The sequence below is a fragment of the Caulobacter sp. BP25 genome, from assembly GCF_002737755.1.
Lineage (GTDB): Bacteria > Pseudomonadota > Alphaproteobacteria > Caulobacterales > Caulobacteraceae > Caulobacter.
Genome location: NZ_PEGH01000008.1, coordinates 107,364 through 129,211, shown reverse-complemented (window position 1 = coordinate 129,211; position 21,848 = coordinate 107,364). Strand labels below are relative to the sequence as shown.

General features: G+C 68.7%; 18 protein-coding genes, 1 tRNA gene and 2 pseudogenes. 13 read left to right on the top strand and 8 right to left on the bottom strand.

Going from position 1 to position 21,848, the window contains the following annotated elements:
* The first annotated feature begins 21 nt into the window (after positions 1–21).
* Together cydD and CSW59_RS05480 are read left to right on the top strand one after the other, a co-directional pair.
* Positions 22–1,662 carry a thiol reductant ABC exporter subunit CydD gene (gene cydD / locus CSW59_RS05490; protein WP_099443088.1) on the top strand — a complete coding sequence of 547 codons (1,641 nt, stop codon included), beginning with the start codon at positions 22–24 and terminating at the stop codon, positions 1,660–1,662.
* Positions 1,663–1,846: 184 nt separating this feature from the next.
* Complete coding sequence (locus tag CSW59_RS05480; RefSeq protein WP_099443087.1) at positions 1,847–3,451, top strand: amino acid ABC transporter ATP-binding/permease protein; 1,605 nt, start codon at positions 1,847–1,849, stop codon at positions 3,449–3,451.
* Positions 3,452–3,460: 9 nt separating this feature from the next.
* Here the strand turns inward: CSW59_RS05480 and CSW59_RS20555 are convergent, their stop codons facing one another.
* Positions 3,461–3,562, bottom strand: coding sequence for a hypothetical protein (locus CSW59_RS20555; protein WP_143754956.1), 102 nt, complete (start codon positions 3,560–3,562; stop codon positions 3,461–3,463).
* A 116-nt stretch (positions 3,563–3,678) separates the two neighbouring features.
* Between CSW59_RS20555 and CSW59_RS05475 the strand changes: the two genes are divergently transcribed.
* Positions 3,679–5,166 (top strand): PAS domain S-box protein, encoded by a 1,488-nt coding sequence (locus CSW59_RS05475; RefSeq protein ID WP_099443086.1) that lies wholly within the window; start codon positions 3,679–3,681, stop codon positions 5,164–5,166.
* A complete protein-coding gene (gene fixJ, locus CSW59_RS05470; RefSeq protein ID WP_099443085.1) occupies positions 5,159–5,767 on the top strand; it encodes a response regulator FixJ in 609 nt (202 codons plus the stop codon). Before CSW59_RS05475 ends, fixJ begins: the two co-directional genes overlap by 8 nt.
* Positions 5,768–5,919: 152 nt before the next feature.
* On the opposite strand, the gene CSW59_RS05465 is transcribed toward fixJ, so the two are convergent.
* Entirely contained in the window at positions 5,920–6,282 is a 363-nt protein-coding gene (locus CSW59_RS05465) for a nucleoside transporter (protein WP_099443084.1), read from the bottom strand.
* 171 nt (positions 6,283–6,453) lie between these two features.
* Between CSW59_RS05465 and CSW59_RS05460 the strand changes: the two genes are divergently transcribed.
* Complete coding sequence (locus CSW59_RS05460; protein WP_099443083.1) at positions 6,454–7,116, top strand: helix-turn-helix domain-containing protein; 663 nt, start codon at positions 6,454–6,456, stop codon at positions 7,114–7,116.
* Between the two features lie 31 nt (positions 7,117–7,147).
* Positions 7,148–7,265 (top strand): annotated as a pseudogene (locus CSW59_RS21205) (hypothetical protein); the annotation flags it as partial.
* Between the two features lie 68 nt (positions 7,266–7,333).
* Here the strand turns inward: CSW59_RS21205 and CSW59_RS05450 are convergent.
* Positions 7,334–8,647, bottom strand: a complete 1,314-nt coding sequence (locus CSW59_RS05450; RefSeq protein ID WP_099443082.1) for an MFS transporter — start codon at positions 8,645–8,647, stop codon at positions 7,334–7,336.
* Between the two features lie 138 nt (positions 8,648–8,785).
* Between CSW59_RS05450 and motA the strand changes: the two genes are divergently transcribed.
* The 3 genes from motA (at position 8,786) to mnmC (ending at position 12,065) form a co-directional block, all read left to right on the top strand.
* The gene (motA, locus tag CSW59_RS05445; protein ID WP_099443154.1) at positions 8,786–9,652 is read left to right on the top strand and encodes a flagellar motor stator protein MotA; all 867 of its coding nucleotides are present in this window, start codon (positions 8,786–8,788) and stop codon (positions 9,650–9,652) included.
* A 99-nt stretch (positions 9,653–9,751) separates the two neighbouring features.
* Positions 9,752–10,081: a hypothetical protein gene (locus CSW59_RS05440; protein WP_099443081.1), complete on the top strand. Its 330-nt coding sequence runs from the start codon at positions 9,752–9,754 to the stop codon at positions 10,079–10,081.
* A 202-nt stretch (positions 10,082–10,283) separates the two neighbouring features.
* Entirely contained in the window at positions 10,284–12,065 is a 1,782-nt protein-coding gene (mnmC, locus tag CSW59_RS05435) for an FAD-dependent 5-carboxymethylaminomethyl-2-thiouridine(34) oxidoreductase MnmC (protein WP_099443080.1), read from the top strand.
* Between the two features lie 357 nt (positions 12,066–12,422).
* On the opposite strand, the gene CSW59_RS21650 is transcribed toward mnmC, so the two are convergent.
* Positions 12,423–13,646: an OmpA family protein gene (locus tag CSW59_RS21650; RefSeq protein ID WP_099443079.1), complete on the bottom strand. Its 1,224-nt coding sequence runs from the start codon at positions 13,644–13,646 to the stop codon at positions 12,423–12,425.
* Positions 13,647–14,185: 539 nt separating this feature from the next.
* On the opposite strand from CSW59_RS21650, the gene CSW59_RS05425 reads away from it, so the two are divergent.
* Positions 14,186–16,489, top strand: a complete 2,304-nt coding sequence (locus CSW59_RS05425; protein ID WP_236632157.1) for a TonB-dependent receptor — start codon at positions 14,186–14,188, stop codon at positions 16,487–16,489.
* A gap of 32 nt (positions 16,490–16,521) precedes the next feature.
* On the opposite strand, the pseudogene CSW59_RS21185 reads toward CSW59_RS05425, so the two are convergent.
* Positions 16,522–16,596 (bottom strand): annotated as a pseudogene (locus CSW59_RS21185) (hypothetical protein); the annotation flags it as partial.
* A gap of 89 nt (positions 16,597–16,685) precedes the next feature.
* On the opposite strand from CSW59_RS21185, the gene CSW59_RS20550 reads away from it, so the two are divergent.
* Positions 16,686–17,117: a hypothetical protein gene (locus CSW59_RS20550; RefSeq protein WP_143754955.1), complete on the top strand. Its 432-nt coding sequence runs from the start codon at positions 16,686–16,688 to the stop codon at positions 17,115–17,117.
* A 233-nt stretch (positions 17,118–17,350) separates the two neighbouring features.
* Here CSW59_RS20550 and CSW59_RS05420 read toward each other — a convergent pair.
* Both CSW59_RS05420 and cpdR read right to left on the bottom strand, forming a co-directional pair.
* Positions 17,351–17,425 (bottom strand) — tRNA-Val (locus tag CSW59_RS05420).
* 112 nt (positions 17,426–17,537) lie between these two features.
* Positions 17,538–17,894, bottom strand: a complete 357-nt coding sequence (cpdR, locus tag CSW59_RS05415; protein ID WP_099443077.1) for a cell cycle two-component system response regulator CpdR — start codon at positions 17,892–17,894, stop codon at positions 17,538–17,540.
* A 168-nt stretch (positions 17,895–18,062) separates the two neighbouring features.
* Between cpdR and CSW59_RS05410 the strand changes: the two genes are divergently transcribed.
* Together CSW59_RS05410 and typA are read left to right on the top strand one after the other, a co-directional pair.
* Positions 18,063–18,971 carry an N-formylglutamate amidohydrolase gene (locus tag CSW59_RS05410; protein WP_201722723.1) on the top strand — a complete coding sequence of 303 codons (909 nt, stop codon included), beginning with the start codon at positions 18,063–18,065 and terminating at the stop codon, positions 18,969–18,971.
* Between the two features lie 639 nt (positions 18,972–19,610).
* Positions 19,611–21,446, top strand: coding sequence for a translational GTPase TypA (gene typA / locus CSW59_RS05400; RefSeq protein WP_099443075.1), 1,836 nt, complete (start codon positions 19,611–19,613; stop codon positions 21,444–21,446).
* Between the two features lie 62 nt (positions 21,447–21,508).
* Here typA and CSW59_RS05395 read toward each other — a convergent pair whose 3' ends face one another.
* A complete protein-coding gene (locus CSW59_RS05395; RefSeq protein ID WP_099443074.1) occupies positions 21,509–21,847 on the bottom strand; it encodes a helix-turn-helix transcriptional regulator in 339 nt (112 codons plus the stop codon).
* Position 21,848: the final 1 nt, after the last annotated feature.

Sequence of the window (21,848 nt, the reverse complement as noted above, 5' to 3'; positions counted from 1 at the left end):
GTGTCAGCCTACACTCAAGCGATGGGTTCCCGCATAGCGCAGATTGTCCACCCCCTCGATTCCAAGGCCTGGTTGAAACGGCGCGACCGCGTCGCGGGACCCGTCGTGCGGCGCGCTCAAGCCGTCGGGCTGCTGGACGGCCTGGCCGCGATCGGCTTCGCGGCCGGGCTGGCCTTTGGGGCCGACGCCATCGCCAACCGACGGGAACCTTGGATCTTTTCGCTCTGCCTGGCCGGCGTCCTGGCCGCCATGCTGCTGCGCGCGCTGCTCGCCTACGCCAGCGCCCGGATGGGCGCCGAGGCGGCCGCCGGCGCCAAGGTGAACCTGCGCGCCGAGCTGGCGCGGGCCGTGTTCGGCGGTCCCCGGCGCCCGGCCGGCGAGGCGACCACCGCCCTGGTCGAGGGCGTCGAGGCCATGGACGGCTATTTCGCCCGCTTCCTGCCCACGCGCCTGTCGGCGGCTGTTCTGCCGCTGTTGATGATCGCCGCCGCGGCGATCGCCAGCCCGATCTGCGCGGCGATCATGCTGGCCACCCTGATCCCGTTCATCGCCGCGATGATCCTGGCCGGGACCGCCGCGGCGGCCGAATCCCGCGCCCAGTTCCAAGCCCTTGAACGACTTTCGGGTCTGTTCCTCGACCGCGTCCGCGCCCTGCCCGTGGTGCTGGCCTTCGAGGCCGAGGGGACGACCACGGCCGCGCTCGGCCGCTCGGCCTCGGCGCTCGCCGAACGAACCCTTAAGGTGCTGCGGGTGGCGTTCGTGTCATCGGCGGCGCTGGAGTTCTTCGCCGCTCTCTCGGTGGCGCTGGTGGCGGTCTATTGCGGCTTCAACCTGCTGCGCCTGCTGCCCTTCCCGGTCCCCGAACAGCTGGACCTGAAGCGCGCCTTCTTCGTCCTGGCCCTGGCGCCCGAGGTTTACGCGCCCATGCGCCGCCTGGCCGCCGCCTATCACGACCGCCAGGCCGCCGAGGCCGCCGCCGCGCGCCTTTGCACCTTCGAGGAGCCCGCCCCCGCGCCGACCGTCGCGCCGCTGCCCGCCGCCCCGGCGATCCGCTTCGAGGGCGTCACGGTGCGCTATCCCGAGGCCGACACTCCAGCCGTGGCGGGCTTTGATCTCGACATCCCGGCTGGCGCGATGGTGGCCCTGGTCGGGGCCAGCGGCGCGGGCAAGAGCTCGATCCTGAACCTCTTGCTGGGCCTTTCTCCGCTTACCGAGGGACGAATCCTGATCGACGGCGCCGAGCGTCCGGTCACGGCGGCCGATATCGCCTGGGCGGGCCAGTCACCGCTGATCCTGCCGGCCTCGATCGCCGACAACATCGCCCTGTCGCGCCGTGACGCTCCCCGCGCCGAGATCGAGGCGGCCGCCCGCGACGCGGGTCTCGAAGCGGCCCTCGCCCATCGCCCCGGCGGCCTGGACTTCGTGCTCGACGAGCGCGGCAGCGGCCTCTCCGGCGGCGAGCGTCGACGCCTGTCCCTGGCCCGCGCCCTCCTGAAGCCCGCGCCGATCCTGCTGCTGGACGAGCCGACCGCCAATCTCGACGCCGTGGCCGAGACCCAGATGCTGACGGCCCTGCGCCGCGCCGCCCAGAGCCGCACGACCCTGATCGCCACCCACTCCGAGGCCGTTGCGGCCCTGGCGGACAAGGTGGTGCGGTTGTGAGGTTGGCTCGGCTCGCACCTAAAAAGCACCCGTCATTCCCGCCCTTGTGGCGGGAACCCCTCTATCCGCCGCAAGTGAAGATGGGGCGGACCGCTGGCGGTCCGCTTGCGCCGCAAATGCGGGCTGAACCAGGGGTTCCCGCCACAAGGGCGGGAATGACGGCATGGGTTGGGGGTCAAGCGCAATGAGCTCCCAGCCCTCCCCCGTCGACGCCCTGATCCGCGACCAGAAGCGCGTCCACGCGGGCAATCTGCGCCTGGCCATCTTGAGCGCCGTCGTGGTCGGCGCGGCCTCGACCCTGCTTCTGGGCCTGTCGGGCTGGTTCATTGTCGCCAGCGCCGCGGCCGGCGCCGCGGGACTGGCCGCCGCCCACGCGTTCAACGTGCTGCTGCCGGGCGCCGCGATCCGCCTGCTGGCCATTCTGCGCACCGCATCGCGCTATGGCGAGCGGCTGGCCGGCCATGCCGCCGCTCTGCGGGCGCTAGCGGCGATCCGCCCGGCCGTCTTCGCCAGCCTCGCCGCCGCCCCGCCGGCGGAGTCGCTGGCTCTGTCGCGCGGCGAGGCCTCGGCCCGCCTGGTGCAGGACGTCGACGCCGTCGAGACCCGCTTCGTGCGCCTGTCGGCCCCCTGGAGCGCGGCCGCCGGCCTGGGCGCTGGCCTATTCCTGGCCGCCTTCGCCGGCTGGGCGCCCAGCCTGGTGATCCTGACCGCCGCCGGCGCGGCGATCCTGTCAGCCCGCGCCCTGGCCCGCCGCTACTCGGCCCCAGCCCGCATCGCCGTCCAGACCAAGGTGGGCGCCCTGAAGGACAGCGCCGCCGCCCTGGTCTCGGCCGCCGCCGAACTCCGCGCCTATGGCCTGGAAGACTGGGCCGGCCAGACCCTGAACCAGCGCGCCGCCGACCTGGAGGCCGCGCGCCTGGCCGCCGCGCGGGCTCAAGGCCTGGTCCTGGCGAGCCAGGCGGCGATCCTTGGCGCGGCCGTCGCCGCCGCCATGGCCGCCGCCGCCCCGACCGGCGCGCCGCTGGCCGCGCTCTCGGCCCTGGCCGCCGCCATGAGCGTCGAGGCGCTGTCGGGCCTGGCCCACGCCTTCGACCAGGACGGCGCCGCCCGCGAGGCGCGCGATCGCCTGAACGCCCTGCTGCGTCATCAGCCGCGTCCAGCCTCCGCGCCCTTAGTGGAAGCGCCCGCCCTGACCCTGCTGGACCAGACCCTCCAGCCCGGAGAACGCCTGGCGATCGTCGGCCCGTCCGGCTGTGGCAAGACCACCCTGATCGAGACGCTTCTGGGCCTGCGCGGCGAGGCCGCTCAGCCGCCTCGCGGCGCCTTCGCCTGGCTGCCTCAAGACGCGGGCCTGATCGCCGGGACGGTGCGCGAGAACCTGCGTCTGGCCGCGCCGCAAGCCAGCGATGCGGCGCTGTGGGAAGTCCTGGAGGACGCCGCCCTGGCCGACCGCGTGCGCGCCGCGCCGGGCGGTTTGTCGGCCTATCTCGGCGACGACGGCGAGCGGCTATCGGGCGGCGAGCGGCGTCGCCTGGCCTTGGCTCGCGCCTATCTGCGCACCGCGCCCTGGCTGCTTCTGGATGAGCCGACCGAAGGCCTTGATCCGACGACAGAGGCCCGCGTGATCGAGGGCCTTGAGCAGCGGCTGACCCGCACCGGCCAGGGCCTTTTGCTGATCAGTCATCGTCCCGCGCCCGTCCGCCTTTGCGACCGCATTCTGCGGCTGGACGAGACCGCGCAGGAAAAAGGCCCGGCGGTCGCGCCGCCAGGCCTTGTCGTCACGCCCTGAACGCGACGTCTATTTCAGGTTCACCCGGATATGAGTCGCGAAAAGCGCCACGGCGAAGGCCGCGAACGCCGCGATCACCAGACCGATATATGCCGTTTGTCCGTCGGACATGGAGTGTCTCCCTTGATCGAAGACAAGAGGTTGGGCTTGGCCAGGCTCCCCCGCCTTGACCTGCCTCAAACCGCGTCGCCTATAAGGGCCGCGTTTCCGTCGGAGTGCTTGCGCGGATGAAGCCCGCCCGAGGCCTGCCCTCGCCCCTGTTCAGCGACCCCCGCCCCACCGCCTATGTCACGGCCCTGGTGTCCGTGATGGCGACGGCGGTCCTGCGCCTGTACCTGCCCGAGGCCTTCACCGCGCCGTCATCCTTTCTGCTGTTCGTGCCGGCGGTGCTGATCAGCGCCGCCCTGGGCGGGGTGGGTCCGGGCGTCTTCGCCACCACCCTGGCCTGGGCCGCAGTCTGGTGGATGACGCGCGACATCCCGTTCAACCTGGTCAGCGGCATCTGCGCGGGCGTCTTCCTGTCGACGGGCTTTGGCATGGCGGTCGGGGGCGGCTGGTTCCACGCCACGCGCCGCCGCGCCGCCGCCGTCAACGACCACCTGCGCTCGATCCTCGACACCGTGCCCGACGCCGTGGTCGTCATCGACCGACAGGGCCTGATGACCTCGTTCAGCCCCGCCGCCGAGCGGATGTTCGGCTGGAAGGAGGCCGAAGTTCTGGGCAAGAACGTCAGCCTCTTGATGCCCGAGCCCTACAAGGCCCAGCACGACGGCTATCTGGAGCGCTACGGCCGCACCGGCGAGCGGCGGATCATCGGCTCTGGCCGCGTCGTGGTGGGCAGCCGCAAGGACGGCTCGACCTTTCCGATGGAGCTGGCGGTCGGCGAGACCAAGGGTCCGACGCCCTCGTTCACCGGCTTCATCCGTGATTTGACGGAAAGCCAGGAGACCGAGACCCGCCTGCAGGAGCTGCAGAACGAACTGGTCCACGTCTCGCGCCTGACGGCCATGGGCGAGATGGCCTCGACCCTGGCCCACGAGCTGAACCAGCCGCTGTCGGCCATCGCCAACCTCTTGACCGGCTCGCGCCGCCTGATGGACCGGGGCCGCGAGGCCGACCAGGCCAAGATCCGCGACGCCATCGACCGCGCCGCCGCCCAGGCCCTGCGGGCCGGCGAGGTGATCCACCGCATGCGCGACTTCGTCCGCCGCGGCGCCAGCCAGCGCGAGGCCGAGAGCCTGTCCAAGCTGATCGAGGAGGCCAGCGCTCTTGCTCTGATCGGCGAGAAGGAGCGCCAGGTCGACGTGCGCCTGAACCTCGACCCCAAGGCCGACGCGGTGTTCGCTGACCGGGTTCAGGTGCAGCAGGTGCTGCTGAACCTGATCCGCAACGGCATCGACGCCATGCAGGTGCAGGACCCCAAGAAGCGCGCCCTGCTGATCAGCAGCGATCTGACCGAGGACGGCTGGTCGCGCGTCATTGTCGACGACACCGGCCCAGGCATCGCCCCCGAGGTGCTTGAGCGCCTATTCCAGCCGTTCATGACCACCAAGCCGCAGGGCATGGGGGTGGGCCTGTCGATCTCGCGCTCGATCATCGAGGCGCACGGGGGCCGCATCTGGGCCGAGGCCAATCCGGCCGGCGGCGCCCGCTTCTGTTTCACCCTACCGCCCGTAGAGCAGCCGGACGCTGCCAAGGAGACCGTTAATGAGTGACGCCCCCGTCGTGCATGTGGTCGACGACGACGAAAGCGCCCGCGAGTCCCTGGCCTTCTTGCTGGAGTCCGCCGACTTCGAGGTCGTCACCTACGCCAGCGCCCCGGCCTTCCTGGAGGCTCTGGAGACCGCGACGCCCGGCGTGATCATCACCGACGTGCGCATGCCCGAGATGAGCGGTCAGGACCTGGTCGCCCGCCTGGCGGCGCTGAAGATCAAGATGCCGATCGTGATGATCACCGGCCACGGCGACATCCCGATGGCGGTCGAGGCCATGCGCTCGGGCGTCGTCGACTTCCTGGAAAAGCCGTTCTCGGAGTCGCGGATGCTCGACGCCCTGCAGCGGGCGTTCAAGTCGGTCGAGGCCGCGCCTGTGTCCACCGACCAGGCCGCCGTCCTCAAGCGTATCGAGAGCCTATCCGAACGCGAGCGCCAGGTGCTGGACGGGGTGGTCGCCGGTCACGCCAACAAGGTCATCGCCCGCGAGCTGGGCATCAGCCCGCGCACCGTCGAGATCTATCGCGCCAAGCTGATGACCAAGATGCAGGCCGACAACCTGGCGGCCCTGGTGCGCATGACGCTGTCGGTGCGCGGGGGATAGACGGGACAGGAGCGCCCCCTCCGTCGCGACGCGTATCCGCATCGCGCCACCTCCCCCGCCTTGCGTGGGAGGAGGATGCGGAACGCCCTCCTCACCCGTGAAACGGGGGAGGAGGATCGGCGCGAAGCGACGAGACGGAGGGGGCGCTGCCCCTAGTGCCTCGCCAGCAGCGCCGCCAGTTCACGCCCCAGCGAGTCGTCCAGCAGCGGCTTTTCCACCACGGTGACGTCCTTGAAGCCCTGGCGCTGGAAGCGTTGGGCGTCGCCGGTCAGGACAATGGTCGAGCGGCCGGGGACGGGCGTGGGCAGCGGCGCCGAGCCGTCGTCGATGATCACGCAGGCCGCCGCGCGACAATCCAGGCAAGACGCGCAACCGTCGGCGCACGACGGGGCCGTCACGCTGTAGCCCTCGGTTTCCAGCGAAAACCTCAGCGCATCACGCAGGGGCTCGTCCGCGACGAGCAGCAGGATCAGGGGTCGGACGTCGCCATCCGACAGGTCGGACCGGTCGCACATGGCGTAAATCTTCGCAGCCGTCCAAGCCGTTGGCTTTGATCCTGGTCAAACCGCGTTTGTAAAGGGCCGCCGCCTAAGGGGTTTCCCTTAGCGAGGGTCCCTTAGGCGGCTGCCCCGAATTTCGCGACTTTTGCTTTGGCGCAATAACCCTCGGGCAACCAGGGGTTTCCAATGCTGTCTCCGATCCGCGCTCAGAGCTTCGAACCGCCCGTCCACTTGGACGCCAATCTCGACGCGGTCCTCGCCACCCCCTGCGCCTGCCCGCGCTTCGCCCGCGACGAGGAGATCTTCGGCGAAGGCGAAGCCGCCGACTACGTCTACCAGGTCGTTTCCGGCGCGGTCCGGACCTATCGCATCCTGCGCGACGGCCGCCGCCAGATCGACGAGTTCCACTTCGCCGGCGACTATTTCGGCCTGGAACTGGGCGAGGCCCACCGGGTCACGGCCGAGGCCATGACCGACACGACCATCCGCATGATCCGCCGCGGCGCCCTCAGCGACCTGGCCGCCCGGCGCGGCGACGCGGCCCGCGCCATCCTGCGCCTGACCGCCGAGGGCCTGCAACGCAGCCAGGACCATGTGCTGATGCTGGGCCGCCGCTCGGCCTGCGAACGCGTCGCCGGCCTGCTGCTCGACATCGCCGAGCGCACCCACGCCAAGGCCGAGCTGGACGTGCCGATGAGCCGCCAGGACATGGCCGACTATCTGGGCCTGACCATCGAGACCGTCTCGCGCACCCTGACCAGCCTGCAGGACGAGGGCCTGATCGCCCTGCCCAGCGTCCGCCACGTGGTGCTGCAGGACCGCCGCGCGCTGGAGCGGATGACGGCTTAGGCCTGGGCTCAAAGCCTCTCCCCATAACCCACCGTCATTCCCGCCCTTGTGGCGGGAACCCCTCTATACGCCGCAGGTGCGGGTGGGGCGGACTGCTATGCAGTCCGCTTGCGTCTCACGTATCAGCTGAACCAGAGGTTCCCGCCACTTGGCTTGCCCTCGGGCCGGCGAAGCCGGTCCCGTGGGGCGGGAATGACGGGTGTTGCTCGGCTCCGCCTCAAACCCCGCCCTCGTCCGACCGCTCCAGCCCCGCGATCGTCGCCTCCCGTTCCGGAGACGCCTGGCTGACCGAACGCAGCACCGTCTGGCGCACGGCGTAGGCCAGCATGGCGGCCAGGATCAGGGCGTTCAACGCGAAGGGCGCCCAGCCGATCTGCTCGTAGAGCAGCACGAACAGCGGCGCGACGACGACGTTCAGGCCGTTGATCGCCGCGATGGCGCCGGCGGCCCCGGCCTGCTCCTTGGCGGACACCGACAAAGAGGCGCCCGCCGTGAACCCCGGCCGGGCGAAACCGTAGCCCAGGCAGGCGATCGCATAGCCGATGGCCACTCCCGCATAGTCGGGCGCCAGCGCCACCACCACATTGCCAAGCACCGCCGCCGCCGCGCCCCAGCGCAGCAGCTCGCGCGGGCCCATGCGGAACATGCGGATAAGGCCCCACTGGGCCAGGAGCCCCGCCACCGCCCCGGCCGCCATGGCCAGGGTGATGAAGCTCTGCGCCTTGACCGGCGGCAGGCCCAGCTTGTCGATAATCAGAAAGCCCAGGGTCTGGGTCTGGGCCGTCTGGCAGGCGGCCACCAGGAAGCCGTAGATCAGGAAGGGCTTCAGGCGCGGATCGCGCCATAGCGCCGCCCCCTCGCCCCGCCAGGGCAGGGCGGCGCGGCGGCGCGGCGGGGTGTCGCCCCGCCCTGGCTTAAAGGTCTCAGGCAGGCCGCGATGCACGACCACCAGCATGATCGCGGCGATCAGGGCGAAGGCGAACATCGGCCCGGCCAGGCCCACGCCCGGCAGCACGAACAGCGGCGCCAGCAGCGGCCCGACCACCGTGCCCAGGCCAAAGGCGCCCGCCAGCGTCGCCATGGACTGGGTGCGCTCCTCGCGGCTGGTGCGATCGGCCATATAGGCCTGGGTGGCCGGATTGGCGGCCGAGCCCACGCCGCCGAACAGCGCTCGGCACAGCAGGAACAGCACGAAGATCACCATCGGCGGGGCCAGGTGATGCAAGCCCGCTGACACCACGATCGCGCACAGCGTCATCGAGACGCAGAAGCCGGCCAAGCCCAGCATGATCAGCGGCTTGCGGCCGCGCAGGTCGGACTGGCGCGCCCAGAACGGCGACGTCACGGCCCACAGCACCGCCGACAGGGAGAAGATGGCCGCGACCATGGCGTCGGGGATGCCGATCTGCCGGCCGATGGCGGGCAGCACCGACAGCATGCCGGTGTTCCCCAGGGCGGTCGCCACCGACACGCCGAAGAGGATGGCGAACGCGCCACGGTTGGTCCGGACTTCTGATGTCTCCCCAGTCATCAAAACGATCGTTAGACCCGCCTGTGCGCCCGCGCAACGTGTCGCGGGGCCGCGCCGCCCTTAATCGTCGCGGCGAGAACCTTGGATTAAGCATTAACTCCGATGATGCGCGCTCAAACTCGGGGTCGGCTGCGCACCATGTTCCAGATCATCGGCATCGTATTGCTCTTCGCCCTGGTGTTTGGCTCGTACATCATCTCGGGCGGCAAGATGGACGTGATCATTCACGCCGCGCCACACGAACTGATGGCCATCGGCGGGGCCGGCGTCGCCGCGTTCCTGATTTCCAACTCGATGACCGTGATCAAGGCTACCCTCAGCGGGTTCGGCAAGATCTTCGCCGGTCCCAAATGGAAGGCGCAGGACTATCGCGACCTGCTGTCCCTGCTGTTCCTGCTGACCAAGACGATGAAGTCCAAGGGCGTCATCGCCCTGGAAGCCCACATCGAAAAGCCGCACGAGAGCAAGATCTTCGAGCGCTACCCGAAGATCACCCACGACCACTTCGCCGTCGACTTCATCTGCGACACCCTGCGGATGATGACCATGAACCTGGAGGATCCCCACCAGGTCGAGGACGCGATGGAGAAGCAGCTCGAGAAGCACCACCACGAGGCGCACGCCGCCGCCCACGCCCTGACGCAGCTCTCGGACGGCCTGCCCGCCCTGGGCATCGTCGCCGCCGTGCTGGGCGTCATCAAGACCATGGGCTCGATCACCGAGCCGCCGGCCGTGCTGGGCACGATGATCGGCGGCGCTCTGGTCGGTACGTTCATGGGCGTGTTCATGGCCTATGGCCTGGTCGGCCCGATGGCCACGCGCCTGGCCGCGGTGCTGGACGAGGACCACGCCTTCTACAAGATCATCCAGGCCGTCCTGGTCGCCCACCTGCACGGCAACGCCGCCCAGATCTCGGTCGAGATCGGCCGCGGCAACGTCCCCAGCGCCTCGCAGCCCAGCTTCGCCGAGCTGGAAGAGGCGCTGCAGCAGATCCCGAATGAATAATGCGACACGTTCGGGCTCGCGCGTTTGCGCAGAGCCCTGAACGCGTTATGCCTTCCAGGAAGACGTCGAAGAGACGCGCTCACTCGGAAGGGAAACCTCATGCGCACCACCATGCTCCGTAAGCTCATCATCGCCGGCGTGGCCGTGTCGGCCCTGTCGCTGGCCGCTTGCGGCAACAAGGAAGAAGGCGGGGACGAGAGCGCCGCCGCCGAGGCCGCCGCCGCCGACGCCAGCACCGTGACCGAGGCCGCCTCGGCCCAGGACCAGGCCGCCGCCGACGCCAACAAAGAAGCCGCCGCCGCCGCCAACGCCCCGGTCGATCCGGCCGACGCCGCCGCCACCGGCGCTACCTCGACCACCGCTCCGGCCGAAGCCTCGGCCACGGCCGCCGCCGACGCCAAGCCGGCCGAGAAGAAGGCCGCGCACTAGAACTAATCTCCGATCTCCCCGGCGAATGCCGGGGCCCAGATCGAACCCACGAGCGCCCTTCGTCGATCCACGGCGGAGGGCGCTTTCACGTCTGATGCTCGGGATGAATCTGGACCCCGGCATTCGCCGGGGAGGTCGGGTTGTTGGGGGAGATTTATGAGCAGCCTTGACGCCCGCCCCGCCTCGGCGCTCTAGCAACCGCATGGATCCCACCGCCCCTTCCAGTCCGCTCGTCTGGCGCGAGGACGGCCTGCCGCAGTCCAGCCTGTACGGCGACGTCTATTTCTCCAGCGTCGATGGCCTGGCCGAGACGCGGGCGGTGTTCCTGCAAGGCTGCGGCCTGCCAGAGCGGTTTTCGGGCCGCCAGGATTTCGTGGTCGGAGAGCTGGGCTTCGGCTCGGGGCTGAACATCGCCGCGCTGCTGGACCTGTGGCGGCGCGAGAGGCCGCCTGGCGCTCGATTGCGGATCTTCTCGATCGAGGCCCATCCGCTGGACCGCGACGAGGCCGCCCGCATCCTCGCCCACTGGCCGGAACTGGGCGAGGCGGCGCAGGTCCTGCTGGACGCGTGGCCGGGCCGGGCGCGCGGCTTCCACCGGGTCGACCTGCCCGGCTTCGACGCGGTGCTGGATCTGGCCGTCATGGACGTGGTCGAGGCGCTGGAGGCCTGGGACGGCGCCGCCAACGCCTGGTTCCTGGACGGCTTCTCGCCCGCCCTGAACCCGGCCATGTGGCGCGAGGAGGTCTTGGCCGCCGTCGCCGCCCGCTCGGCCCCAGGCGCCCGCGCGGCGACCTTCACCGTGGCCGGCGCGGTGCGGCGCGGCCTGCAGGCGGCGGGCTTCGAGATCGCCAAGCGCCCCGGCTTTGGCCGCAAGCGCGAGCGGCTGGAGGCCTGGCTTTCCGGCGAGCGCGCTGTCCCTCCGCGTCCCCAAAGCCTGGCGATCATCGGCGGGGGGATCGCCGGCGCGGCCCTGGCCCGCGCGGCCCGGGTCGAGGGCCTGTCCGCCACCGTGATCGACGACCCCGACGGCGTCGCTGCCTCGGGCAATCCCACGGGCCTGGTCACGCCGGCCCTCGACGCCGGCGGCGGGCCCCGCGCGGCGCTGTACGCCCAGGCCCTGGCGCGGGCCACGCGACTCTACGCCCAGACGCCCGGCGGCGTCGTCGCCAGCGGGGTGCTGCAACTGGCCAGCGCCGAGCGCGATCCGGCCCGCTTCGCCGCCGTCGCCGTTCAGGACATCTTCGAGCCCGCGACCATGAGGCCGCTAGATCCCGAAGAGACGGAAACCCAGCTTGGCGAGGCGGCTCCGGCCCTCTCCATGGCCTCGGCCCAGGTCGTGGAGCCGCCGACGATCCGCGCCGCCTGGATCGGCCAGACCCTGTCCGTCCGCGTCGCCCGCCTGGAGCGCGACGGCGACGGCTGGCGGCTGCTGGACGCGGGCGGGGGCCTGATCGTGCGGGCCGACGCGGTGATCCTGGCCGGCGGCGCGGCGAGCGTAGCCCTCGATCCGGCCCTGCCTCTGCGACCGGTGCGCGGCCAGGCCAGCTGGGCCAGCGGCGTCACGACGCCCTCGCCGGCGGCCTTCGGCGGCTATGCGATCCCGACCCGAGACGGCGTGCTGTTTGGCGCCACCCACGACCGCGACGAGACGGCGACCGACGTGCGCGAAGAGGACCACGCCCGCAACCTCGCCACCCTGGCCAAGGGCCTGCCGCGCCTGGCCCAGCGGCTGGAGGGCCTGGCGTTCGAGGGCCGCGCGGCCCTGCGCGCCACCGTGCCCGATCACTTGCCTATCGCCGGCGCGCGGGCGGACGGTCTTGGGCTACTGACGGGTCTGGGCTCGCGCGGGCTGTGCCTGGCGCCACTGCTGGCCGAGCACGTCATCGCCGGCCTGCTGGGCGTTCCCTCGCCCCTGCCGCGCCAATTGTCGCACCTGGTGAATCCGGCCCGTTTCGACTCGCCCGCGAAAGCCGCCCACGTATAGTTCGAAACGAGATACGAGGCCGGCGTTCTCCATACCGGCCACGTCGCGGCGGCCTCCGCCCTCTATAGGTCCGCCGTGCAGGACGCTCCCGACCCCCATCGGGAGCGTCCTTTCGTTTCCTCCATTCCGACATCCCCGGCGAATGCCGGGGCCCAGATCGAACCCGCTAGCGCACGACGGCTTGAGAGGGCGCATCTCGGATCATCCCAAATCGCTCAGGCTGAACCTGGGCCCCGGCATTCGCCGGGGAGATCGGGCTATGGATGAGTGTTGAGCGCTTGCGCTCCGCGCCTTTTGCACAAAAGAAGAGGGCTGACCTTGCGGCCAGCCCTCCCGGTTCTCCAGGCGGAAAACCTCTTAGAAGTTGATCGACACCGAAGAGCGGCGGTTCAGCGGCTCCTTGACGCCATCGCCGGTGGCGACGGCCGGAGCGCTTTCGCCCTTCCAGTCGACGGCCAGGGCCGTGGCGTTGACGCCCATGCCCACCAGACCATCGGCAACGGCCTTGGCGCGGCGCTCCGACAGCCTGCGGTTATAGGTGTCCGAGCCCGAGGTGTCGGTGTGACCCGTCACGACGATCTTGGTCGCGCCGCCGCCCTTGGCGTAGTCGGCGGCCTGTTGGACCACCGCCTGGGCTTCCGGGGTCAGCACGTACTGATCGAACGGGAAGTAGACCACGAACTCACGCGACTCGTAGGCCGGGGCGACCGGCGGCGGGGGCGGAGGCGGCGGGGGCGCTTCCGGAGGCGGCGGAGGCGGCGGAGGCGGAGGCGGGGGCGGCGGGGGCGGCGGCGGCGGAGCGCCGAAGGTGTAGCGCAGGCCCAGGGTCACCGAGGTGTCCTTGTAGCGGCCCGTAAACGTGCCGACGTCAGTGATAGCGCCAACGTTCGTGCTGGCGTTCTGCGTTACCGAACCCCAGTCCAGCTTGCTGGTGCGCAGGTAGCGACCGGTCAGGTCCATCGACCAGTTCTGTGCGAAGTTCCAGCCCAGACCGACAATGCCCTGCAGGGCGAAAGCCTGATCGACGTCATCGAAGCTGGTGTTCTGGAAGCGAGCGCCGCCGGCCGGAACGCCCGACAGCTGGCCATAGACCTTGTTGTGGACCCAGGCCGTACCCGCGCCGACGCCGACGAACGGGTTCAGGCCCGAATTGGGCGCCATGTCGAAGATGACATTGGCCATCAGGGTCGAGGCCTTGAACTTGCCGTCCGGCTCACCGCAATCTGGCGCGCTCGGGCTGCGGCCCACGCCGGCGGTGCAGAGGCCGACCGGCTGGCCCGTCGTCGAGCCGGCCAAGCCCGCCCCGCGGACGCTCTTGATGTCGCTGGGGCGGTAGCCGTACTCGGCTTCCACGCGCCAGTTCGGCGTGAACTTGTAGCCCAGGCGGCCAAAGCCGGCCCAGTCATGATCGCCGCCGAAGTTCCATTGATAATTGTTGGAGGACGTGGCCTTGACGTCCTTCGGCTCGTGATAGCCGACGTCTGCGCCGACGTACCAACCGCTCGTAGCGCTTTGGGCCAGGGCGCCCGACGCGGCGCCCAGCGCCACCGTCGCCACGCCGACCAGCAACCGCATTTTCATTGGTGTACCCTCTACTTTTCGAATGTCGTCGTCCCGACATGCTCAGCGGGACCCACGACGACAAACGCGCTCGCACCGGATTCAGGTGTTGCTCTGAAGCCACAAAATGGGGCTAACTCCGAAACCCATGCGGCGCCGCGCCACGATGCGGCCGCGCTTAGCATGGCCGAAGACGTGCGCGCCCGTGCCGCAAGAGCCTGAGATTGCAGCGGAAATCTGCCGCGCCCATTGTCCGCTCACGAGGCGAGCGCAGGGCGGCCAGGAACCTTGAACCTTTTTCTGGTCCCAGACGATTTGCCATCGGTCTTTGGCGGCGACACCCAAGGGAAGCGCCCTCAAGAGCCAATATCGGCAAAGTCCAGAGTTGCCCAACACGCACGATCAGGAAAATCCGTCCCTGTTTCAGCTGAACTGGATTGCGCGTCCGCGCCCCAAATCCTATCGCAATGATAGATTAATCATCGGAAGAGGCGCGGTTCACCAGCATCTTCCCGGGGGCGTCGATGACATCCAAGCGCGAGTCTAGGAAACGGGTCCTGGTGGCCGGCGCCAGCACGCTGGGCGGCCTGCTGCTGCTGGCGGCCCCCGCCCAGGCGGCCGAGCCCTCCGCCCCCGCCACCGAGGTCACGGACACCGCCGTCGACCAGATCATCATCAGCGCCCGCCGCCGCGAGGAGAAGCTGCAGGACACGCCGATCACGGTGTCGGCCGTGTCGGGCCGGGTCATCGAGACCGAGCGCCTGGACCGGGTGGCCGACTACGCCGCCAAGATCGCCAACTTCGGGGCCCTGCAACAGAACGCGCGGGTCTCGACCCTGACCGTGCGGGGCGTGGGCGGCAACGCCAACAGCGATGGCTCGGAGGCCGGCGTCGGCCTGATGGTCGACGGCGTCTTCTTCACCCATCCTGGCTTCTCGTGGCTGGATTTCGTCGACCTGGACCATGTCGAGCTGGCGCGCGGCCCGCAGGGCACGCTGCTGGGCAAGAACACCACGGTCGGCGCGCTGGTGGTCACGACCAAGGCGCCGTCCTACGCGCCCGAAGCCTTCGTCAGCGGCACGGCCGCCAACCACGACCGCTATCAGCTGCGCGCCAACCTCTCGGGGCCCCTCGTGGCCGACAAGGTCGCCGGCCGCCTGACCCTCTACGGCGACACCGGCGGCGGCTGGATCCGCAACAAGGCCGACGGCAAGTCGTATCTGGACAACCGTCGCTGGGCCGTGCGCGGCCAGCTCTTGTTCGATCCCAACCCCAGCTTCAGCGACCGCCTGATCGTCGAGCACTACAACACCAAGGAGTACAACAACTACACGCCCGCAGTGGCCGACCCGCTGACCTTCGCCAATGGAGCGCCCCGCAACGGCTGGGCGCGCAAGCTGGCGGCCGGCTTTGGCTACACCTCGTCCTATGACGTCGAAGACGCCAATTTCGACACCCAGGCGCGCGCCGTCTCGCGCACTGACGGCGTCTCCAACATCGCCACGTTCAAGCTGGGCGACTACGGCCTGACCGCGATCAGCGCCTGGCGGCGGTTCTATTTCCGCCCCAATAACGACAGCGACTCCACGCCCTTTCCGATCTTCCGCAGCGGCTACGACGTCGATGTCGATCAGTACTCTCAGGAGCTGCGCCTGGCCTCGCCAACCGGCGGCGCGGTGGACTGGCAGACCGGGATCTATCTGCTGAAACAGGAGGTGCGCAGCAACTACCGCGTCCGCCTGCTGTCGAAAGCCACGGCCTTCTTCGTCTCGCCGCTGCTGCCCGACGCGGTTCTGGACGGGGTCGAGGCCGACCAGATCGGCCGGGCCGACACCACCAGCGCGGCGATCTTCGGCCACGGGACCTGGCATGTCAGCGACCGCGCCGCCCTGGCCGCCGGCCTGCGCTACACCCACGAGGATCGCGAGGCGTCCAACACCGCCGTCTCGTTCGGCGGCGTCGCCCTGACCGGACGCCTGGCGCCCTTGGCCGTCTATCGCGCGGCCGTCACCGGCCCCGACTTCACCGTAGGCGGCCGGCGCAAGGACGGCTCGCTGTCCTGGCTGATCAATCCGTCCTATCGGATCAGCGACGCGGTCCTGGCCTATGCCAGCGTCAGCTATGGCGAGAAGTCCGGCGCGGCCAATCTGGGCGCCCGGCCCGGCGACCGGATCATCATCGACCCCGAGAAATCGACCGACTACGAGCTGGGCCTCAAGACCACCCTGGCCGGCGGCCGTGCGACGCTGAACGTCAACCTCTATCGCAACACGATCGACGGCTATCAGGCGCCCTATATCGACCCGAACGGCGCCACGACCCGCTCCTACCTCGCCAATGTCGGCAAGGTGCGGCTGCAAGGGATCGAGGCCGAGGGCGCGGCCCAGGTCACTCGGCATCTGAACCTGTCGTTCGCCACCGCCTGGGGCGAGTCGATCTACGTCTCGTACAAGAACGCCCCGCCGCCGACAGAGCTGACCTATGCCGGCGCCCCGGTCACGGCGGACCTGTCGGGCAAGCAGATGCCGTTCGCGCCCAACTGGACCGGCAATATCAGCGCCCGCTGGGAGCAGCCGATCGCCAGCGGCCTTTCGCTGTTCGCCTACGCCAACGAGACCTGGCGCAGCCGCACCTACCTGAATCCGCTGTCAGCCTATGGCCGCCAGGAGGGCTACGCCCTGACCAACGCCGGGATCGGCCTGCGCGGCCAGGACGACCGGTGGTCGGTGACGCTGTGGGCCAAGAACCTCTTCGACAAGCGCTACGCCATCGCCTTCACCACGGCGACCGCCGTCACGCCCTACACCGCGATCCTGGGCGACCCGCGCACGGTCGGCGTGACGCTGACGGCGCGGCCGTTCTGAGGGGGAGCGTTTCGACCGGTTCGGACATCTCACTAGACCGACCTCCCCGGCGAACGCCGGGGCCCAGATACATCCGGTGCGGCTGGCGATGACGCGACACAGCTCCGGCGCTGAACGGACGGGCCTGGGTTCACAGGGGTCGCTTCATGTAGTCCATTGGCGCAGCGACGTGGCAGTGGGATAGAGGAACCCTGGGATGGCTGGTTGGCTGGCGGCACTGCGGCGTTCGTTCAAGAAATCATCCGAACTCCGCCGGATCAGCAAACAGATTGGCGGCCCGCCTCCTCAAAGCCCTCTTGACCTCCTGCGAGGCCGTCAGGCGGAGCAGGAGGGATTGTCAAAGCTATGGGATATGGTTGAGGGCGATCCTGATCTCGGGCGCATTCTCCTTGCACATGGAGCAGATCGAGGACGCTTGAACAAGCTAATCAATCAACTGCGCGCCGTGGGTGCTGGTCAATGGACAAGTGGCCATTATGTGCCTGTGAGCACCTTCGCCTTTGGCCCCACTCTCGATTACGTTCTCAGACGAACCTCTGGTGCCGACCTTTCACGCAACGACTTTCTTGATGTCGCATATACGCTCGTTGATTATTTCGAGAAAGGACGAACGGGCCTCGTAGACTGATCGTCTGCAACGACGTCTTTCTCAGCCCGCCCCCGTAGGCGGTATACTCTGATCGGCAAACGCCCGTAGCCCAGATGAGGATAGCCACAGTCGGCGCTCCGTCCGACGCCTTACCCCCTTTCACCTCACCCCTCCCATCGGAGGGGGCGCCACGTCCGCGATCCACACGACGCACGCCAGAGCCGAGCGAGCCAAAGGCCCACGCACGGTCAGACTAAAAAAGGAAGGGGGAATGGTGGACGCGACAGGGATTGAACCTGTGACCCCTACGATGTCAACGTAGTGCTCTCCCGCTGAGCTACGCGTCCGCCGAAGCGATCCGAAGCGCCTTCGTGAAGACGTCCCGGCCGGGAAGGTGTGGGGGTATAGCGGCGGCTTGGCCGGCGCGCAAGCCGCCCGAAAACTTTTTCGAGCGGTTTTTTAGGCCGCCATCATCTTCTCCACCTCGGCGACCAGGTCGCGCAGGTGGACGGGCTTGGACAGCACCTTGGAACCGGCCGGCGCGCGGTCTTGCGCCGACAGGGCCACGGCGGCGAAACCGGTGATGAACATGATGCGCAGACCAGGGTCGCGAGCGGCCGCCTGGCGAGCGACCTCGATACCGTCCATGCCGGGCATGACGATGTCGGTCAGTAGCAGGTCCCAGTTGGTGTCGAGATGCTGGACGGCTTCCTCGCCGTCCGCGCAGGCCTGGACTTCGAATCCGGCGCGTTCCAGCGCGCGGGCCAGGAAGCCGCGGAGGGAGTCGTCGTCTTCGGCGAGAAGGATGCGGGCCATGAGGTCACGTGTCCTGAAGATTAAGAAGTCGTAGCTTTCGGCACCTTAGCAAGTTCAGCGTAAATCGGGGATGAACCTAAACGTCGCGGCTGTGGACGGATCGGCGCGCGGCTTGATCCCCGACAAATCGCCGTTTGACCCCGGGGGCGCGCGCTTCGATGATGGGCCATGAGCGCTGCGCGGCCGATCTCTTCCGAGACGCTGGAAACCCTTACCGGGCCAGCTTTTGAGGTGCTGCGCGCGGCGGCGGCCGGCGCGCCGCCGCCCACGCCCCTGGTGTTTGCTTCGCCGCATTCGGGCGGGGTCTATCCACCGGACATGGTCGAGGCCGCCCGCCTGCCGGTCGAAACATTGCGCGCTTCGGAGGACGCTTTTGTCGACCGGATCATCGCCGGCGCCCCCGCCCTGGGCGCGGGGGTGATTCTCGCGCGCCTGGCCCGCGCCTATGTCGACCTGAACCGCGAGCCGTGGGAACTGGACCCGGCCATGTTCGACGAGGACCTGCCCGACTACGCCCAGGGCCGCACGGCGCGGGTCGCGGCGGGGCTGGGGGCGATTCCCCGCGTCGCCGGCGAAGGACGCCCGATCTACGCCCGCAAACTGACCTTCGCCGAGGCCCGTGACCGCATCGAGCTGGCCCACCGCCCCTATCACGACGCGCTCGACCGCCAGCTGGCGGCGGCGCGGGCGGCGCACGGGTCGGCGATCCTGATCGACTGGCACTCGATGCCGGCCGCCGCCGCGCGCGGCCTGCGCGGCCGCAGCGGCTCGTGCGACATCGTGCTGGGCGACCGCTTCGGCGCGGCCTGCTCGCCCAAGCTTACCGGCCTGGTCGAACGCGAGCTGGAGGCCCTGGGCTACCGCGTCGTCCGCAACGCGCCCTATGCCGGCGGCTACACCACCGAGCACTACGGCCGCCCGGCCAAGCGCACCCACGCCCTGCAGATCGAGATCAACCGCGCGCTCTATATGGACGAGGAAACGCGCGAGCCCACCGAGGGCCTCGTGAAGCTGACGGCCGACGCCGAGACCCTGACGCGGGCGCTGGCGGCGCTGGATGTGGATGAGTTGAAGTAATACCTTCTCCCCTTGCGGGAGAAGGTGTCGCCGTAGGCGACGGATGAGGGGTCGAAAGATCTCTCCGGCAAGGGCGGCGCACCCCCTCACCCGGCGCTGCGCGCCACCCTCTCCCGCAAGGGGGAGAGGGAAATCCCCCCAGAACCCCTCCGCCCACGCCGTGTTGTCATGGATCAACGACGCTCGCCGCCGCTCAGGCCAAAAAAAAGCCCGGCGAAACCGCCGGGCTAGTTCATTAGGGAGGAAACGCCCAGGAAGGGCAGAAGCGGCAGCGCCGCCTCACGAGGATGTTTATAGGGTGCGACGCAAAATTGGGCAAGTAGAAAAATGCAGACCAATCCCTATTTTTTTACAGGGGATTAGAGAAACCCTTTACGTGGCAAGGGTTATACAAGGTCGCTTCAAGATGGTGCGTGATTTTTAGTCATGTTGCGCTGCACAATTTGTTGCGACTGAAACCGTCTCTATCGAGAACACCTCGCAAAGCCAAGTCCGGTAAGGGTTTGGCGATGACACCGGTTACCCGCGACAATGCTTTCCTAGGGGTGGGGGTGGATAAATGCAGCGCAGTCGCGTAAAAGCCGCGCGCCTGACGCTTGACTCGTCATCCCTATTTCTCCCGAAAGTCCGTCCGTTCCCATGTCCATGCGAAATATCGCCATCATCGCGCACGTCGATCATGGCAAGACCACCCTCGTCGACCAGCTGCTGGCTCAGTCCGGCGTGTTCCGCGCCAATGAAGCCACGACCGAGCGCGCCATGGACTCCAACGACCAGGAGCGCGAGCGCGGCATCACCATCCTGGCCAAGTGCACCAGCGTCCTGTGGAACGGTGAAGCGGGCGAAACCCGCATCAACATCATCGACACCCCCGGCCACGCCGACTTCGGCGGCGAGGTCGAGCGGATCCTGGGCATGGTGGACGGCTGCGTCCTGCTGATCGACGCCGAAGAAGGCGTCATGCCGCAGACCAAGTTCGTGCTGACCAAGGCGCTGAAGATGGGCCTGCGCCCGATCCTCTGCATCAACAAGGTCGACCGCGCCCACGCCGATCCGGATCGCGTCCACAACGCCGCCTTCGACCTGTTCGCCGCCATCGGCGCCACGGACGAGCAGCTGGACTTCCCGCACATCTACGCTTCGGGCCGCTCGGGCTGGGCCACGCTGGACATGAACGTGCCCAGCGACAACCTCGGCCCGTTGTTCGACCTGATCGTCCGCCACGTGCCGGAACCCAAGCAGATCGCCAAGACGGACGCACCGTTCCAGATGCTGAACGTGCTGATCGAAAGCGATCCGTTCCTGGGTCGCCTGCTGACCGGCCGCATCGAGAGCGGCAAGGCCGTCCCGGGCATGGCCATCCACGCCCTGGACCGCGACGGCAAGGAAATCGAGCGCGGCCGCATCACCAAGGTGCTGGCCTTCCGCGGCCTGAAGCGCCAGCCGATCGACGAGGGCGCCGAAGCCGGTGACATCGTCGCCATCGCGGGCATGTCCAAGGCGACCGTGGCCGACACCCTGTGCGCCATGGACGTCACCGACGCCCTGCCGGCCCAGCCGATCGACCCGCCGACCATCTCGATGACGGTCTCGGTCAACGACAGCCCGCTGGCCGGCCGCGAAGGCGACAAGGTCCAGTCGCGCGTCATCCGCGATCGCCTGCTGAAGGAAGCCGAGAGCAACGTCGCCATCAAGGTGACCGAGAGCAAGGAAGGCGACGCCTACGAAGTCTCGGGCCGCGGCGAACTGCAGCTGGGCGTGCTGATCGAGAACATGCGCCGCGAAGGCTTCGAGGTCTCGATCTCGCGTCCGCGCGTCGTGTTCCAGCAGGACCCGGAAACCGGCAAGCGCCTGGAGCCGATGGAAGACGTCATGATCGACGTGGACGACGAGTTCTCGGGCATCGTCATCGAGAAGCTGTCGCTGCGTAAGGCCGAGCTGAAGGACATGGGTCCGTCGGGCGCGGGCAAGACCCGCATCCAGCTGACCGCTCCGTCGCGCTCGCTGATCGGCTACCAGGGCGAGTTCCTGACCGACACCCGCGGTTCGGGCGTGCTGAACCGCGTGTTCAGCCACTACGAGCCTTACAAGGGCGCCATCGACCAACAGCGCAAGGGCGTGCTGATCTCGAACTCGGACGGTGAAACTGCGGCCTACGCGCTGTGGAACCTGGAAGAGCGCGGCGTCATGTTCGTCGGCGCCGGCGAGAAGACGTACCAAGGCATGATCATCGGCGAAAACAGCCGCCAGGATGACATGGACGTCAACCCGATGAAGGCCAAGCAACTGACCAACGTCCGCGCCTCGGGCAAGGACGAGTCGATCCGCCTGACCCCGCCGCGCAAGATGACCCTTGAACAGGCCATCGCCTATATCGAGGAAGACGAGCTGGTCGAGGTGACCCCGAAGAACATCCGCCTGCGCAAGCAGACCCTGAACCCCTCGTTCCGCAAGAAGCGCGTCAAGGAAGACTAGTCTTCCGAGGTTCATGATTGAGGCCGCCGTTCGCAAGAACGGCGGCCTTTTTCGTTGGGCGATTACGGGGCTTCCACGATGCGCCGAAGGGCGTCGAAGCGCGATCGCCACAGCGAACGCTGTAGCTGCGCGAAGGCTTCCAGACGTTCAAGCCCAGCGGGATCAATCGCGCATCGCCGCTCCCGCCCCACCTTCCGGCTACTGACGAGCTGGGCGGCCTCGAGCACCCTGATGTGCTGGCCAAGGCCAGTCAGGGTGATGCCCAAGGGGGCGGCGAGCTCCTTGATCGACTGCTCGCGCTCCATCAGCGAAAAGAAGATGCTGCGCCGGGTGCTGTCTCCCAAGGCGACGAAAATCCCTTCGACAGCGCTGGGTGAAAGGGTTTGGACGTCGAGCGCCATG